10 protein-coding genes are annotated in these 14,568 nt (G+C 37.4%); 2 read left to right on the top strand and 8 right to left on the bottom strand.

Annotated elements, in window-relative coordinates; translation table 11 throughout:
- Positions 1-66 precede the first annotated feature (66 nt).
- The gene (locus DFQ08_RS10415; RefSeq protein WP_114309961.1) at positions 67-1,878 is read left to right on the top strand and encodes a glycoside hydrolase family 15 protein; all 1,812 of its coding nucleotides are present in this window, start codon (positions 67-69) and stop codon (positions 1,876-1,878) included.
- Here DFQ08_RS10415 and DFQ08_RS10410 read toward each other — a convergent pair whose 3' ends face one another.
- The 8 genes from DFQ08_RS10410 to DFQ08_RS10375 all read right to left on the bottom strand — a co-directional run bounded on the left by DFQ08_RS10410 (position 1,879) and on the right by DFQ08_RS10375 (position 11,649).
- Positions 1,879-2,676 (bottom strand): sugar-binding protein, encoded by a 798-nt coding sequence (locus DFQ08_RS10410; protein ID WP_114309960.1) that lies wholly within the window; start codon positions 2,674-2,676, stop codon positions 1,879-1,881.
- Between the two features lie 3 nt (positions 2,677-2,679).
- The gene (locus DFQ08_RS10405) at positions 2,680-2,937 is read right to left on the bottom strand and encodes a DUF6265 family protein (RefSeq protein ID WP_262508881.1); all 258 of its coding nucleotides are present in this window, start codon (positions 2,935-2,937) and stop codon (positions 2,680-2,682) included.
- Between the two features lie 199 nt (positions 2,938-3,136).
- A complete protein-coding gene (locus DFQ08_RS10400) occupies positions 3,137-4,945 on the bottom strand; it encodes an acyl-CoA dehydrogenase family protein (RefSeq protein WP_114309958.1) in 1,809 nt (602 codons plus the stop codon).
- A gap of 36 nt (positions 4,946-4,981) precedes the next feature.
- Entirely contained in the window at positions 4,982-5,338 is a 357-nt protein-coding gene (locus DFQ08_RS10395; RefSeq protein ID WP_114309957.1) for a four helix bundle protein, read from the bottom strand.
- A gap of 46 nt (positions 5,339-5,384) precedes the next feature.
- Positions 5,385-6,575: an acetyl-CoA C-acyltransferase gene (locus DFQ08_RS10390; protein WP_114309956.1), complete on the bottom strand. Its 1,191-nt coding sequence runs from the start codon at positions 6,573-6,575 to the stop codon at positions 5,385-5,387.
- 119 nt (positions 6,576-6,694) lie between these two features.
- A complete protein-coding gene (locus tag DFQ08_RS10385) occupies positions 6,695-9,103 on the bottom strand; it encodes a 3-hydroxyacyl-CoA dehydrogenase/enoyl-CoA hydratase family protein (RefSeq protein WP_114309955.1) in 2,409 nt (802 codons plus the stop codon).
- A gap of 1 nt (position 9,104) precedes the next feature.
- Positions 9,105-9,560, bottom strand: a complete 456-nt coding sequence (locus tag DFQ08_RS10380) for a MarR family winged helix-turn-helix transcriptional regulator (RefSeq protein WP_114309954.1) — start codon at positions 9,558-9,560, stop codon at positions 9,105-9,107.
- A gap of 316 nt (positions 9,561-9,876) precedes the next feature.
- Entirely contained in the window at positions 9,877-11,649 is a 1,773-nt protein-coding gene (locus DFQ08_RS10375) for an AMP-dependent synthetase/ligase (RefSeq protein WP_114309953.1), read from the bottom strand.
- Between the two features lie 263 nt (positions 11,650-11,912).
- Here DFQ08_RS10375 and DFQ08_RS10370 point away from each other — a divergent pair, with 263 nt between their 5' ends.
- Positions 11,913-14,546, top strand: a complete 2,634-nt coding sequence (locus DFQ08_RS10370; protein ID WP_114310182.1) for a chondroitinase-B domain-containing protein — start codon at positions 11,913-11,915, stop codon at positions 14,544-14,546.
- Positions 14,547-14,568 lie beyond the last annotated feature (22 nt).

Below are 14,568 nucleotides of genomic sequence, written 5' to 3'. Positions count from 1 at the left end.
GTTTTCAAGATTTTCGTTAATTTAAAAAAATTAGAATTTTTATCATCATTTTAAATCAAAAAATTAATGAATAATTTAGATTACGGAATTATAGGAAATTGTAGAAGTGCCGCTTTAATATCTAAAGAAGCGTCTATTGATTGGTGTTGTTTGCCTAAATTTGATTCTGCATCTGTATTCGCAAAGTTATTAGATGATAACATTGGGGGAAGCTTTGGGTTTAAGGTAGACGAGGGCTATAGCACCGATCAGTTTTATCAAGAAAATACGGCCATTTTAGTTACGCGCTTTACTAAAGGCAATGATGTCTTTGAGGTGATTGACTTCATGCCGAGATATCATAAACCCAATGGCGATTACCATTCTCCTCCAGAATTTATAAGATACCTTAAATATATCTCTGGAGCGCCACAATTAAAAGTGGCTTATGATCCTAAATTAGAATATGCCAAAGGGGTAACGTCTACTTATGTTAAAGACGATTTTATTGTGAGTTTAAATAACGAAGATACTTACGACACTCTATTTTTATATACCGACCTCGATAAGACGGCGGTGATTAATGCTGAAACCATAACACTGGAGTCTGACCATTTCTTCCTCGTTGGTTATAATGAAAAGTTATTTGTACCGCACTTAAAATATGCAAGTCTAGAATATGAACGTACAAAGGTCTATTGGTTAAATTGGTTAGAACGCACCCCAACTTATAAGAAATTTAATGAACAAATTTCGCGTAGTGCTATGACTTTAAAATTACTGAGTTATGATAAAACGGGGGCAGTTTTAGCAGCAGCAACGACGTCTTTACCAGAAACAATAGGTGAAGTTAGAAATTGGGATTATAGGTTCTGTTGGATTAGAGATGCCTCTATGGTGATTAAAGTGATGTCGCAACTCGGTCATAAAAATATAGCCAGACGTTATCTTCAGTTTATTATTGACCTCATGCCTGATAAGGATGAAAAACTACAGATTATGTATGGCATTAGTGGGGAGAAAAAATTAACGGAAGAATCCTTAGACCATCTTTCCGGCTATAAAAACTCTAGCCCCGTGCGCGTTGGAAATGCAGCCTACATGCAAAAGCAGAATGATATCTATGGGATATTAATGGATGTAATTCATCAGTTATTAGTTAATTTTAGTAATGATATTGACAATGGTGAAGAGTTATGGACCATGACTAAAGGAATTGTTTGGGTGGTGAGCAAGCACTGGAGAGAGCCAGATAAAGGCATTTGGGAGTTTAGAGAAGGCGATCAGCACTTTACATTTTCTAAAGTTTTATGTTGGACCGCCGTAGATAAAGCTTTAAAAGTGGCTCAATTATTAGGGAAAACTTCTAAAATAGCCAAGTGGGAAGCCTTAGAACAAGATATTAGGCAAGATATTATGGATAATGCTTGGAATGAAAAGGCGCAGGCCTTTACCCAAGCGTATCATTCAGAAGATTTAGATGCCTCTGTGTTACTTATGGAATCTTATGGTTTTATTGATGCTAAGCATCCTAAATTTGTAAGTACCGTTAAAGCTATTGAGCGCGAATTATGCTACGAAGGATTGTTATACCGCTATAAAACCAAGGATGATTTTGGTTTACCATCGTCTTCATTTACCATTTGTACGTTCTGGTTTATAAACAGTTTATATAAAATAGGTGAAGAGCAAAAGGCCACCGAGCAATTTGAAAAATTATTATCTTATAGTAATCATTTAGGATTGTTTAGTGAAGATATAGATTTTAAGACCAAACGCTTACTTGGGAATTTCCCACAAGCCTATTCGCATTTGGCCTTAATTGAAACTGCAATTAACTTATCTAATGTGACTACAGCAGAAGAGCGCGTAAAAACAATCATAAGAACGAAACATTAATTAATCTTTTAAAAGAAGGGTCCCGAAGATATTAGCATCAATCCATCCTCTGTTTTTATCTTCACCTTCTACAGGAATAGAGCCAATAAAATGCTCACGTTCTAGGCTTTTGTCATTGTCACAGTAGGCAATGGCAAAGCCTATTTTTTTGTCTACACTTAGTGCCACTGGGGTATTTGTGCCCTTATCGTTGTAAGAATCGTCATATAAGGCCATTTTTACTTCCCAAATTGTTGTGTTGCCTATAGTTCTATTTTTAGATTCCACATGAGAATTGTAAAGTTTCCCGATTTTTTCAGTAGACATATCCGCAACATTCCCGTCTAATGCAATATGATAAGCAAAGGCATTATGGTTGTATTGGTGTTCGCCACCGCTATTATCTTCATCAACAAAAATCTCTAAACAGTCGTCATCCCACCACCGTTCTAATGGATCTTTAATAGTATCTATTAAGGTATCATCTTGTATTTCAGCTAAAACATAGAGGGCATCTGCTGTCCAACTTAATTTAAAACGGCCAGAATAATCCTCTTTGGTAAGCGAATCTCCCAACCAAACTTGGTCTAAAGCATACCATGTACTTTTTGCCCATGCAGAATCGTTAGCCACGGCATCTATAACAATGGTATCTTTAGCTTTATACACATGTCGTAATTGCTTTTCAGTTTTAGTTGATGCAATGGTTTGATCCGTTGTTGCTGTAGTATTGGTTGTCTGTGCGGGGGCTGTTTTCGGTTTGTTTTTACAATTACATACTAGGGTTAAAACAAATAGGAGGTAAGCAGCTTTGGTCATGGGTTAGTTGTTGTAATTAAATTTTACGGTGTCTACCGTTTGATTTTTATTTTTAATTGCGACGTCGATAGTCATTTCATTGGTAGAAACTTTTTCAAATGTCATGCCCTCAAAAGTAACTTTATTTTCTGTAATTTCCTTTAAAGGGAAGTCTACCGTTTCATCTTTTGTTTTCCAACCTGTTAAATCAGAACTAAAATGTTTTAGTTGAAGCATTATTGAGTTTTCAATTTCTCGGATCACTTTAGTTTCATAGAAGATGACTTGTTATTTAACGAATGTTAAAGATTATGGAATCGTTACCAACCCGAATAAACAAACGGAAATTGCTAATATGATATATAAAGCCTTAATAATGGAAGACTAAAAGTTTCATTAATAAACTAAAAAAAAAGCCAATGCAGGCCCTAATCATGGAAGGGAAGCATTGGCTTTTTGAACTTAACTTAACTTAAAATTACTAAAAACAGTATTTCTTTTCTGCTTTTACTTTTTCTGCAATTTCAATACGTAAATCTACTATATCTGGGTAATTTTGATATTTCGTAAAACGTTTAAGTCCCATGAGCATCATACGTTGTTCATCGCCTTCAGCAAAAGATATAATGCTTTCTTTTCCTTTTTCTTCCACAATATCTACCGCATGGTATAAATATAATTTAGCCATAGCGATTTGTGCTGATTGTGAGTCTTCACCAAAGCGCTTTGCATTTTTCTCAGTTCTTAAAATTGCTGATTCTGCCATATAGATTTCAATTAAGATATCTGCAGCCGCAATTAATAATTGTTGGTGTTCTTCGAGTTGAGGTCCGAATTTTTGAACTGCTCCACCAGCAACCATTAAAAAGGCTTTTTTCAATTTGGCAATCATGGCCTTTTCTTCTGAAAATAATTCGGAATAATCCGGAGTTTCAAAAGAAGGGATTCCCATGAGTTCTTCTTGTACTTTTTGTGCAGGACCTAACAAGTCTACATGACCTTTCATGGCTTTCTTTACCAACATGCCTACACAAAGCATACGGTTAATTTCGTTTGTTCCTTCGTAGATTCTTGCAATTCTTGCATCTCTCCAAGCGGCTTCCATTGGGGTATCTTCAGAGAAGCCCATTCCTCCAAATATTTGGATGCCTTCATCTGCAGAAGCTTGTACATCTTCTGAGACGGCAACTTTTAAAATTGAACATTCAATGGCATATTCTTCAACCCCTTTTAACTCTGCTTCTTGATGTGTATTTCCGGCCGCTTCACGCATGGCAATACGGTCTTCAATATTTTTGGCTGCTCTATAAGTCGCCGATTCACCGGCGTAAGCATTGGCGGCCATTTCTGCTAACTTGGTTTTAATAGCACCAAAATCTGCAATAGGCGTTTTAAATTGCTTGCGTTCTGTAGCGTATTCTACTGCGGTTGTTAATATTCGACGTTGCGAATCTAAACAAGCGGCGGCCAATTTAATACGACCAACATTGAGGGCATTCATGGCAATTTTAAAGCCTTCACCACGACCGGCTAACATGTTTTCAACTGGAACAACCGTATCATTAAAAAATACTTGTCGTGTTGAAGAGGCACGAATTCCTAATTTATGTTCTTCTTCGCCTAACGTAATCCCATTAGGATTTTCAGCATCGTATTCTACGATAAATCCGGTAATGTTTTTATCGTCTTCAATACGTGCAAAAACTATCATTAAACTACAGAAGCCCGCGTTAGAGATCCACATCTTCTGCCCGTTAATTTTGTACGACTTGCCATCGGCTGAAAGTTCAGCGGTGGTTTTACCAGAATTGGCATCTGATCCGGCTCCAGGTTCTGTTAAACAGTAGGCTCCAAACCATTGCCCAGAAGCTAATTTAGGAACGTATTTTTGCTTTTGTTCTTCAGTGCCGTATAAGGTAATTGGCATTGTACCAATCCCTGTATGAGCACCAAAAGCTGTACTAAATGATCCTGTACCTGAAGAGATATAGTCACAGGTTAAAACTGTAGAGACAAAACCCATACCCATTCCGCCGTAGGCTTCAGGGACCGCAACGCTTAAAAAGCCCATTTCACCAGCTTTACGCATCACCTCTTCGGTTAAAGCATAATCTTTAGCTTCAAATCTTGCTTTATGAGCAATAATTTCACGATCGTTGAATTCCATCACGGATTCTTTCATCATGTTTTGTTCCTCTGAAAAATCTTCAGGAGTAAACACATCTTCACAATTTGTTTCTTTTACTAGGAATTGACCTCCACGTAGGATGTCTTTTTCTTCTGTTGCCATATGTTTTTTAGTTTATTTAGATCTATGAACCAAGGATCAAGACGACTGAAGTCCGGATTTGAAACTTGAAATCATTTTCTGTATTTGTTTAATTCTTTGTTCTAATTCTTTAAATTTTTCTTCTGAAATGTAACTTTCATTAAAAGCGACATTCAGTTGTGTTTCCCATTCAAAAGCAGAACCTAAACTATGTTCTAAATAGTTTGAAAAATGTTTATTTGAACTTTTACTTGTTCCTTCAGCTATATTTGAAGGAATAGAAACGGCACATCTATTCATCTGACTTATTAATCCATAAGTTTCAAATTTTGGAAAACTTCTCGTAATTTTATAAGACTCGGAAACCAAATCCATGCTTTCTTTCCAAATTTTTAGTTTCTTGAAATTATGCATGATTTTTGGTCTTTTGTCTTGGTTCTTGACTCTTTTAATCTTGTTTCTAATTCAAAAACTCAAAGATCCCACAAGCCCCTTGACCTGTACCCACACACATGGTAACGGCTCCATATTGCCCTTTCATGTCGCGTTTACGCATTTCATCAAATAGTTGTACGGATAGTTTTGCACCTGTACAGCCTAAGGGGTGTCCTAATGCGATGGCCCCACCGTTGACGTTAATTATGTCAGGGTTGAGGTTCAATTCTCTAATAACGGCTAAGGATTGAGACGCGAAGGCTTCGTTGAGCTCAATGAGCGCTAGATCGTCTTGTTTTAATCCGGCTTGTTTTAACGCTTTAGGGATAGCTTTTACAGGGCCAATTCCCATGATGCGCGGTTCTACACCAGCCACCGCATAGTTGACCATTCTTGCAATAGGTTCTAAACCTAATTCTTTAACCATGTCTTCACTCATCACCATTACAAATGCTGCACCATCACTCATTTGAGATGAGTTACCAGCAGTAACACTTCCGCCTGCAGCAAATACGGCTCTTAGTTTTGCTAAGGCTTCTTTACTTGTTCCTGCACGTGGTCCTTCGTCTTTAGTTACGGTGTATGATTTAGTTGCTTTTTTACCATTAGCATCAATGTAAGTTTGCTCAACTTCGATAGGTACAATTTGATCTTGAAAACGATCTTCAGCTTGTGCTTTTAAGGCTTTCATATGAGAATTGTAGGCAAATTCATCTTGGTCTTCACGTGAGACATTAAACTGTTTGGCTACTGCTTCAGCTGTGTTTCCCATGCCCCAATAATAGTCTTCATGACCAGCTTTAACAATATCGTAGTTAAGTTCTGGTTTAAATCCTGTCATGGGTACGGCGCTCATGCTTTCGGCACCACCAGCAATGATACAATCGGCCATTCCGGCCTGTATTTTTGCTGTAGCCATTCCGATAGTTTCAACTCCAGAAGAGCAAAAACGATTTACGGTGACTCCAGGAACATCTACAATGTCTAAGCCCATTAAAGAGATGAGGCGGGCCATATTTAATCCTTGAGAACCTTCAGGCATAGCGTTACCTACAATAACGTCATCAATACGCTTTGGGTCTAAATTTGGCAATTCTTTCATCATGTGTTTGATGGTTTCTGCTGCCAATTCATCGGTTCTTTTAAAACGGAACACGCCTTTTGGTGCTTTACCAACTGCGGTTCTGTATGCTTTTACTATATATGCGGTCTTCATAATTCTATTGTTTATTTTGTAAATGAGAGAAAAGAAAATAGAGTAGAGAGAAAAGACTATTAAATCGGTCTCTAAATATTCTCGTTTAAATCTCTGTTCTATTCTCTGTATTCTTTTTTCTAATTACGTAACGGTTTCCCTTTGGTTAACATGTGCTGGATACGTTCTAAAGTTTTTCGTTCAGTACATAAACTTAAGAAGGCCTCACGCTCTAGATCTAATAAATATTGTTCGCTCACTAACGTAGGCTCTGACAAATCACCACCAGCCATAACATAAGCTAGTTTATTCGCAATTTTCTTATCGTGCTCACTGATGTAGTTAGAGTCTTCCATAGAATCGGTTCCTACTAAGAACATCCCTAAGGCTTGCTTTCCTAATACCTTAACGTCTTTACGTTTAACAGGTTGGGTATAGCCCATATTGGCCATGAGCATAGCGTGTTGTTTGGCGATAGCAATCTGACGATCTTTGTTTACCACGACAACATCTTTTCCTTTTTGAAGAATGCCAAAATCGAAAGCTTCATAAGCCGAAGTCGCTACTTTAGCCATCCCTATCGTTAAGAAATACTCTTGAAGGGTGTTGAGTTGTACGTCACCTTTCTTAAAAGTATCAGATGCTCTTAAAGCCATTTCTTTGGAGCCCCCACCACCAGGAATAACACCAACACCAAATTCTACTAAACCAATATAGGTTTCTGCTGCTGCAACAACTTTATCGGCATGCATAGAAAGTTCGCATCCACCACCGAGGGCCATTCCATGAGGAGCTGCGATGGTAGGAATAGAGGAGTAGCGCATACGCATCATGGTATCTTGGAAATACTTGATGGCCATATTCAATTCGTCATACTCTTGCTCTGCTGCCATCATAAAAATCATTCCGATGTTAGCCCCTACAGAGAAGTTTGCGGCTTGGTTACCGACTACTAAACCAGCAAAATCTTTTTCCGCTAAATCAATAGCTTTATTAAGACCAGCAAGGACATCACCACCAATTGTATTCATTTTAGATTGAAATTCTACATTAAGAATACCATCGCCTAAATCTTCTACAACGACACCTGAGTTTTTAAAGACTTCGTTTGTTTTTCTGATGTTATCTAGAATGATAAAACTGTCTTGTCCTGGTATTTTAGTATGTGATTTCTTTGGAATGTCATAGGCATAGCTTGCCCCATCTTTTACGGTATAAAAACTGTCGTGCCCAGAGGCTAACATGTCATTAACCCAAGCTTTAGGTTCTAAGCCTTCAGCTTTCATCATTTCAATTCCTTTGGAAACGCCAATAGCATCCCAAATTTGAAACGGTCCATGTTCCCACCCAAATCCAGCTTTCATGGCATCGTCAATCTTATATAAATCGTCTGAAATTTCTGGAATACGGTGCGAAACGTAGGCAAATAAGGCGGCAAAGCTTTTTCTGTAGAATTCTCCTGCTTTGTCTTTTCCGTTGACTAAAACTTTAAATCGATCTACAACTTTATCAATCGTTTTCGTAAGTTCTAAAGTTGCAAATTTGGCATGTTTCTTTTCTCTATATTCTAATGTGTTGAGGTCTAATGAAAGAATTTCAGTTTTGCCTTTATCATTTTTGGTCTTTTTATAGAACCCTTGACCGGTTTTACTCCCCAGCCACTTATTTTCCATCATGGTATTGATAAAATCTGGGAGTTGAAATAGCTCTAAACGCTCGTCATCAGGACAATTTTCTCTAATACCATTGGCTACGTGCACCAAAGTATCTAAACCAACGACATCTACCGTACGGAAGGTGGCCGATTTAGGTCTACCAATAACAGGTCCTGTAAGTTTGTCTACCTCTTCAATAGTAAGGTCTAAATCTTTTACAGTATGAAATAAGCTTTGAATACTGAATATCCCAATACGGTTTCCTATAAACGCAGGAGTATCTTTAGCAACAACCGAAGTTTTTCCTAAGAATTTTTCACCATAGTCATTTAAGAATTCTAAAACTGTGTTATCTGTTTTAGGACCAGGAATAATTTCAAATAATTTTAAATAACGTGCGGGGTTAAAGAAGTGTGTTCCGCAGAAATGCTTCTGGAAATCTTCACTACGACCTTCACTCATAAACTTAATAGGAATACCTGACGTATTAGAGGTAATCAGGGTTCCTGGAGTTCTATGTTTTTCTAAGGTTTCAAAGACTTGTTGTTTAATGTCTAAGCGTTCTACAACGACTTCCATGATCCAATCGACATCTTTCACTTTTGAGATATCATCTTCGATATTTCCGGTTGTAATGCGGCTGGCAAAAGAAGTATGATAGAGCGGTGCGGGTTTCGATTTTATAGACGCAGCTAAAGCCTCGTTAACTAAGCGGTTTCTCACCACTTTGTCTTCTAAGGTTAAGCCTTTCGCTTTTTCTGTATCATTTAATACTCTTGGCACAATATCCAAGAGTAAGACATCAACGCCAATATTGGCAAAATGACAGGCAATACCGCTTCCCATAATTCCGGAGCCGATAATTGCAATCTTATTAATTCTACGTTTGCTCATATTACTTTATTATGTGTTCGTTTTGGTTGTATATTTGTTTGTTAGAGATCATGTTATTGATGACTTCGGCAACCTTCTGAAAGTTGGCTAGTTCCTCGGGGGTAACATTAGCTTTTATGGTTTCGTTAAAGGTTAAAACTCGGGCTTTAGAATAGTTTCTTTTTTCTAAACCAAATTCGGTTAAAAAAATTAAAACACCACGTCCATCTTCAGGGTTAGGACGACGTTCTATTAAGCCTTTTTTTTCCATCGTCTTTAAGGTTCTGGAAAGACTTGTGGCTTCCATTCCCATTTTAGGACCTAGAGAGGTAGAAGGGGTGCCATTTTCGGGGTCAATACTAAGCAAGGCAAAGCCCGTAGCCATTGTTGAGTCAAATTTAGCAGCTTCTTCGTTATACATTTTATTCACCGCTAACCAAGTGGTTCTTAGTATGTAATCTATCGTTTTATCTTTCATTAAAATATATTGATACCCAAATATAACAAAAAATACTATGCACGCATAGTAAATTAAGAGAATATTTTGTTAAAGAATGGGAGAGAAGGGCTGTGCCTATTTCTAAAGATTTAGTAAGGGGTTTAAATCTTTAAAACTGAGGTTTAGGTGGCCTCAAATTTTAGGGCTTTATCACCTTTTAAGCCAAGATAATGAGCGTCCTCGGAACTTGGCCTTTTAAGGTGTACATTTTATAATATGTATAATGCTCAGACTGTTGTTTTTCAGAGGGCATTACATTTCCATCATCCAGGTTTAATAAGAACCTTATTGTGACTTAAGAGCGGTAAATTTTATCGTAAAGATCTTGATACTTGTCTTTGATAATGGCACGTTTCATTTTTAAGGTTGGAGTAAGGTGACCTCCATCAATAGACCAAATATCAGGTGTAAGTTCAAAACGTTTAATTTGTTCCCATTTACCAAAATGGTGATTGTATTTATCAATTTCTTTTTGAATACGCTCTATCACAATTGGAGAACTCGCAATATCAGCATCGGTCTTTCCTATATCGTGTTTTTTAATATCGATCCAATCGCGTATAAAGTCGAAATTAGGCTGAATTAAAGCTGCAGGCATTTTCTCACCTTCACCAACCACCATAATTTGCTCTATAAAATGCGATTGTTTCATATCATTTTCTAAGAGTGGTGGAATCACATATTTACCACCCGAAGTTTTAAACATTTCTTTTTTACGACCGGTAATTTGTAAAAATCCGTCGGCATCAATCATCCCTTTATCTCCGGTATGGAAATAGCCGTCAGACATTACTTCGGCTGTTTTTTTAGGATCTTTATAGTAGCCTAACATGACGTTAGGGCCTTTAACTAAAATTTCGCCATCTTCCGCAATATTAACTTCTACGTTATCAATAGGTTTACCAACGGTACCAACACGATAATTGTTGTTTTTATACAAGCCTACAGCAACAACAGGAGAGGTCTCCGTTAACCCGTAGCCTTCCATAACCTGCATTTTGGCGGCGCCAAAGACTTTTGCTAATCGCGGTTGCAAAGCAGCACTTCCTGAAACCATGGTGCTTAATTCACCACCCAAAGCTTCGCGCCATTTGTTAAAGATGATTTTGTTGGCGATTTTAAGTTGGAACTCGTACCACCAGCCATTGGCTTGGTAAGGTTGCCATTCGCCTCCTAATTTTACAGCCCAAAAGAAAAGTGCTTTCTTAATTCCAGAGAGCTCTTCGCCTTTAAACATAATTTTATCAAAAACTTTTTCAAGTAATCTAGGAACCACACTCATTAAATGAGGTTTTACCTCTTTGGCATTATCACCAATTTTATCGATGCCTTCCGCAAAATAGATAGAGAAGCCTGAATATTGATAAATGTAAATGAGCACGCGTTCAAAAACGTGACAAATGGGTAAAAAACTTAATATTCTATTTTCACCTGGTTTTATGGGTACTCTTGGCGAACTGTCTAAGGCGTTACTAGTAATATTCCAATGCGATAGCATAACCCCTTTAGGTTTTCCTGTGGTTCCAGAAGTATAAATAATCGTAGCTAAATCATCGGGTTGTACAGCATCTTTATGTGCTTCAACATCTGGTTGATTGCTCTCATCTTTTCCTAATTCAAATAATTCGGAATAATGCTTGCAACCTTCTATATGATCAAACGAGTAAACCTCTTTCAGCTTCGTTTTATGTTGAATTTTTTTAATTTTCTCTAAAACGCCTTCGTCAGAAACGAAACAATAAATAGATTCACTGTGGTTGAGAATGTATTCATAATCTTCCGCAGAAATTGTAGGATAAATAGGGATGTTCTGAGCACCAAGCTGCAGAATACCGATATCCATAATGTTCCATTCTGTACGATTGTTCGTGGAAATTACAGCGATCTTATCGTCTTTTTTAATTCCTAAACGTAGTAAAGCTCTACTGACGGCATTAGATTTATTGATATAATCTTGCGTCGATGTCGCGACCCATTCACCATTGTATTTGGTAACTAGAGATTTAGGGTTAGGCTTGTGCTTTAATTGATAGTATGGAAAATCGAAAAGCCGAGTTACTTTAGTCATAGTTGTCAACGCTTATTTAGTAAGAGATATTACGAAAGTATAAAAATATTGAATATAAAATTACTAATGGGACTAAGAATAAATTAAGAATTATGAATTTATACTGGGATATCTAGCCTTAAATTTCAGGATTTACATAATAAAGCCTAAATATTTTCCTAAAAATTAATTAATTCCTTGGTTTCTGGAATGATATATTTTTTTATATTTGGTAAACCAGATTGGTTAACCAATTTATCTCTAACATTTTTAATTTTTTAATTATGACAACAATCTATCGCTTTAAGACTAAAGCCTTGTTATGCTTTAGTTTCTTTTTATTTAGTGTGTTAAGTGTTAAAGCACAGAGCACTTACACTATTGATGATCCTGAGGACCTTGATGCTTTATCTGAAACGCTGCAAGCTGGGGATGTCGTTATCCTTGAAAATGGAATTTACACTTCAGATGATCGTATTAAATTTTCGCCGACCACAGGAACCGCAGCTTTGCCGATTACCTTTAGGGCAGAAACACCTGGAGGTGTTAAGTTTACCGGAGGTTTACGAATGAGCATTGGCGGCGACCACGTTATTGTAGACGGTTTTTATTGGGACGGAGGTTATGGTGCTAGCGTTGTTATAGAGTTTAGGGACGGCTATGATTACGCCAACCACAGTACGCTACAGAATTGTGTGATTGATGGACTTACAGTAGATCCGGATGATTTTGAAGCTGGGACAAGTCAAAAACATAACTGGGTGGTATTATATGGAACTTATAATACGGTGATTAATTGTTCTTTTATGAATAAAACAAATGCCGGAAATATGATTTTAGCAGAGCTTGCTTATAATGCCTATCCTCCAGTTGATGATGGGGAGCCAGAAGTTAACAACAGTTGCGCTATTGTAGGCCATACTATTAGCAATAACTATTTTTATAATTATGAAAAAATAGATTCAGAATTAACGAACTCTGGCGACAGTGAGACTATTAGGATTGGTACAAGTTCGTACCAAAATGTAGATAGTAGCGTATTAGTGACTAACAATTATTTTGTTCAAGCTGATGGTGAAAATGAGATTATTACCAATAAGAGTAAAAACAATAGTTTTATTAATAATACCTTTCGTCGTAGTAGAGGCTCTTTAGTATTACGTCATGGTTCTCATGCGACCGTTGATGGTAATTATTTTTTAGGTGAAAATATAGAAGGAACTGGAGGCATTAGAATTGTAGACAGTGAACACACGGTAACCAATAATTATATTCAAGATTGTATTAGTGTTGGGGATCAGGCGAAGTGGAATAATGGGATTACTTTTTTAGGTGGAAGTGCAAATAATGATGTGTCTTGTTCTTCATCAAATACCTCTAACGGTTACCAAAAAGTTGAAAATATAAACGTGTCACAAAATACGATTGTAAATACCAATGCGCCACTTTTTTATAATACGGATAAAGGTTCTACGGATCCTACAGGAACAGTAACCAACAACCTTATTTATTATACCGCATCTAATGCGAATATGACTCCGGTTATTTCTGGGGATACAGCCTCGTCTTACGCAGATTTAGGAACCACCTTAAGTTATACCGGTAATGTTTATGCAGGGACTAGTCTTGGCGAAACAAATGCGGGCTTTACAGAAACCTTAATGCTAGAAGCCATCGCAACAGGTGAAATTTTTAGCTTCACAGGTACGGAATCTGAAGGTATAGGTGCTGATATGGGCATTTATACCCCAACAACGGATGCTATGGTGGGTTATGGTATTGGTGCCTGTTACGTCGATAATTTGGGTGCTCCTATTACAGATGGAGATTGTACCATTGAAATTCCTGAAAGTTTAACGGTAAGTACCCTTCAGCCATTAGGTCCTGAAGCAGGTAGTTACGACGTGTCTGTTAATGCTAACGTAAGTTGGACGGCAGTTTCTAATACAGATTGGATGACTATCGCTACGAGTTCAGGGTCTGGAGATGCAACCGTAGTTTTAAGTGTTACTGAAAATACAGAAACCTCAAGTAGAGTAGGGACATTGACCTTTACGCAAGATGCCGGAGGTGATGATATTGTAAGAGTGCTTAATGTCACTCAAGAAGGGGCTGATTTGGTAGATTTATACGATCTTATTAATACTGGCTTAGAAGATGATCCGGTGACTGTTTTTGCCTTTTCACAAGAAGAAGTGGATCTTAATGCTAATCCGCCTAAGACTAATTATGCGGTGAATACCTTAGATAAAGATACGGATACACAATGGACAGCTTCTGATGGTTCAATTTTAATAGATGATTTTAAAGGAGATGGGGAATACGTCATTTACGATTTAGGTAGCAATTATGATTTAGATATGATTCAAATCGCAACGGATGACAAGCCAGATCCTTATGGTTTTCAAATATGGGTGTCAACCACCGGAACGGCGGATGAAGATTTTACAAAAATAATACCAGCGCAAAGCGGTCTGCAAATTACAACTACTACCGGAACTCGTGTAGATTTTGATCAGTATGAAGTGGATGCTGAGGCGCGTTATGTAAAACTCCTGAGTTTTGGACGCTTTAATACCGCAGGAACAAGCCGCGTGAGTGCTTGGACCAACATTACAGAAATTGAATTTTTTGGGACACAGAGTTTAAGTGTCGATTCAGTAGGCTTTGAGCAACAAATCACACTTTACCCTAATCCTGTACAGCAGATGTTAAACGTGAAAGTAACGGAAGCGAGTAGCGTAAGGGGGTATGAGTTGTATGCTTTAGACGGCCGATTAATTCTAGAAGCGCAACCAAAGATGAACAATAGCATTTTTCAAATAGACCTTTCAAAATTAGAACACGGTACTTATGTGTTAAAATTGAATAGTGCAGCAGGACAAACCTTATCTAAAAAGATTATCGTTTCCGATTAATGGCTGAATAGTTTTCCTGTAA

Origin of the sequence: Winogradskyella arenosi, from assembly GCF_003337305.1 — a bacterium.
Lineage (GTDB): Bacteria > Bacteroidota > Bacteroidia > Flavobacteriales > Flavobacteriaceae > Winogradskyella > Winogradskyella arenosi.
This window is presented reverse-complemented; position numbering and strand designations above follow the sequence as displayed.

Bases quoted from the DNA above. Each gene is read 5' to 3' on its own strand.
- DFQ08_RS10415 (WP_114309961.1), top strand. From the start codon at position 67: ATGAATAATTTAGATTACGGAATTATAGGAAATTGTAGAAGTGCCGCT.
- DFQ08_RS10410 (WP_114309960.1), bottom strand. From the start codon at position 2,676: ATGACCAAAGCTGCTTACCTCCTATTTGTTTTAACCCTAGTATGTAAT.
- DFQ08_RS10400 (WP_114309958.1), bottom strand. From the start codon at position 4,945: ATGGCAACAGAAGAAAAAGACATCCTACGTGGAGGTCAATTCCTAGTA.
- DFQ08_RS10395 (WP_114309957.1), bottom strand. From the start codon at position 5,338: ATGCATAATTTCAAGAAACTAAAAATTTGGAAAGAAAGCATGGATTTG.
- DFQ08_RS10390 (WP_114309956.1), bottom strand. From the start codon at position 6,575: ATGAAGACCGCATATATAGTAAAAGCATACAGAACCGCAGTTGGTAAA.
- DFQ08_RS10385 (WP_114309955.1), bottom strand. From the start codon at position 9,103: ATGAGCAAACGTAGAATTAATAAGATTGCAATTATCGGCTCCGGAATT.
- DFQ08_RS10380 (WP_114309954.1), bottom strand. From the start codon at position 9,560: ATGAAAGATAAAACGATAGATTACATACTAAGAACCACTTGGTTAGCG.
- DFQ08_RS10375 (WP_114309953.1), bottom strand. From the start codon at position 11,649: ATGACTAAAGTAACTCGGCTTTTCGATTTTCCATACTATCAATTAAAG.
- DFQ08_RS10370 (WP_114310182.1), top strand. From the start codon at position 11,913: ATGACAACAATCTATCGCTTTAAGACTAAAGCCTTGTTATGCTTTAGT.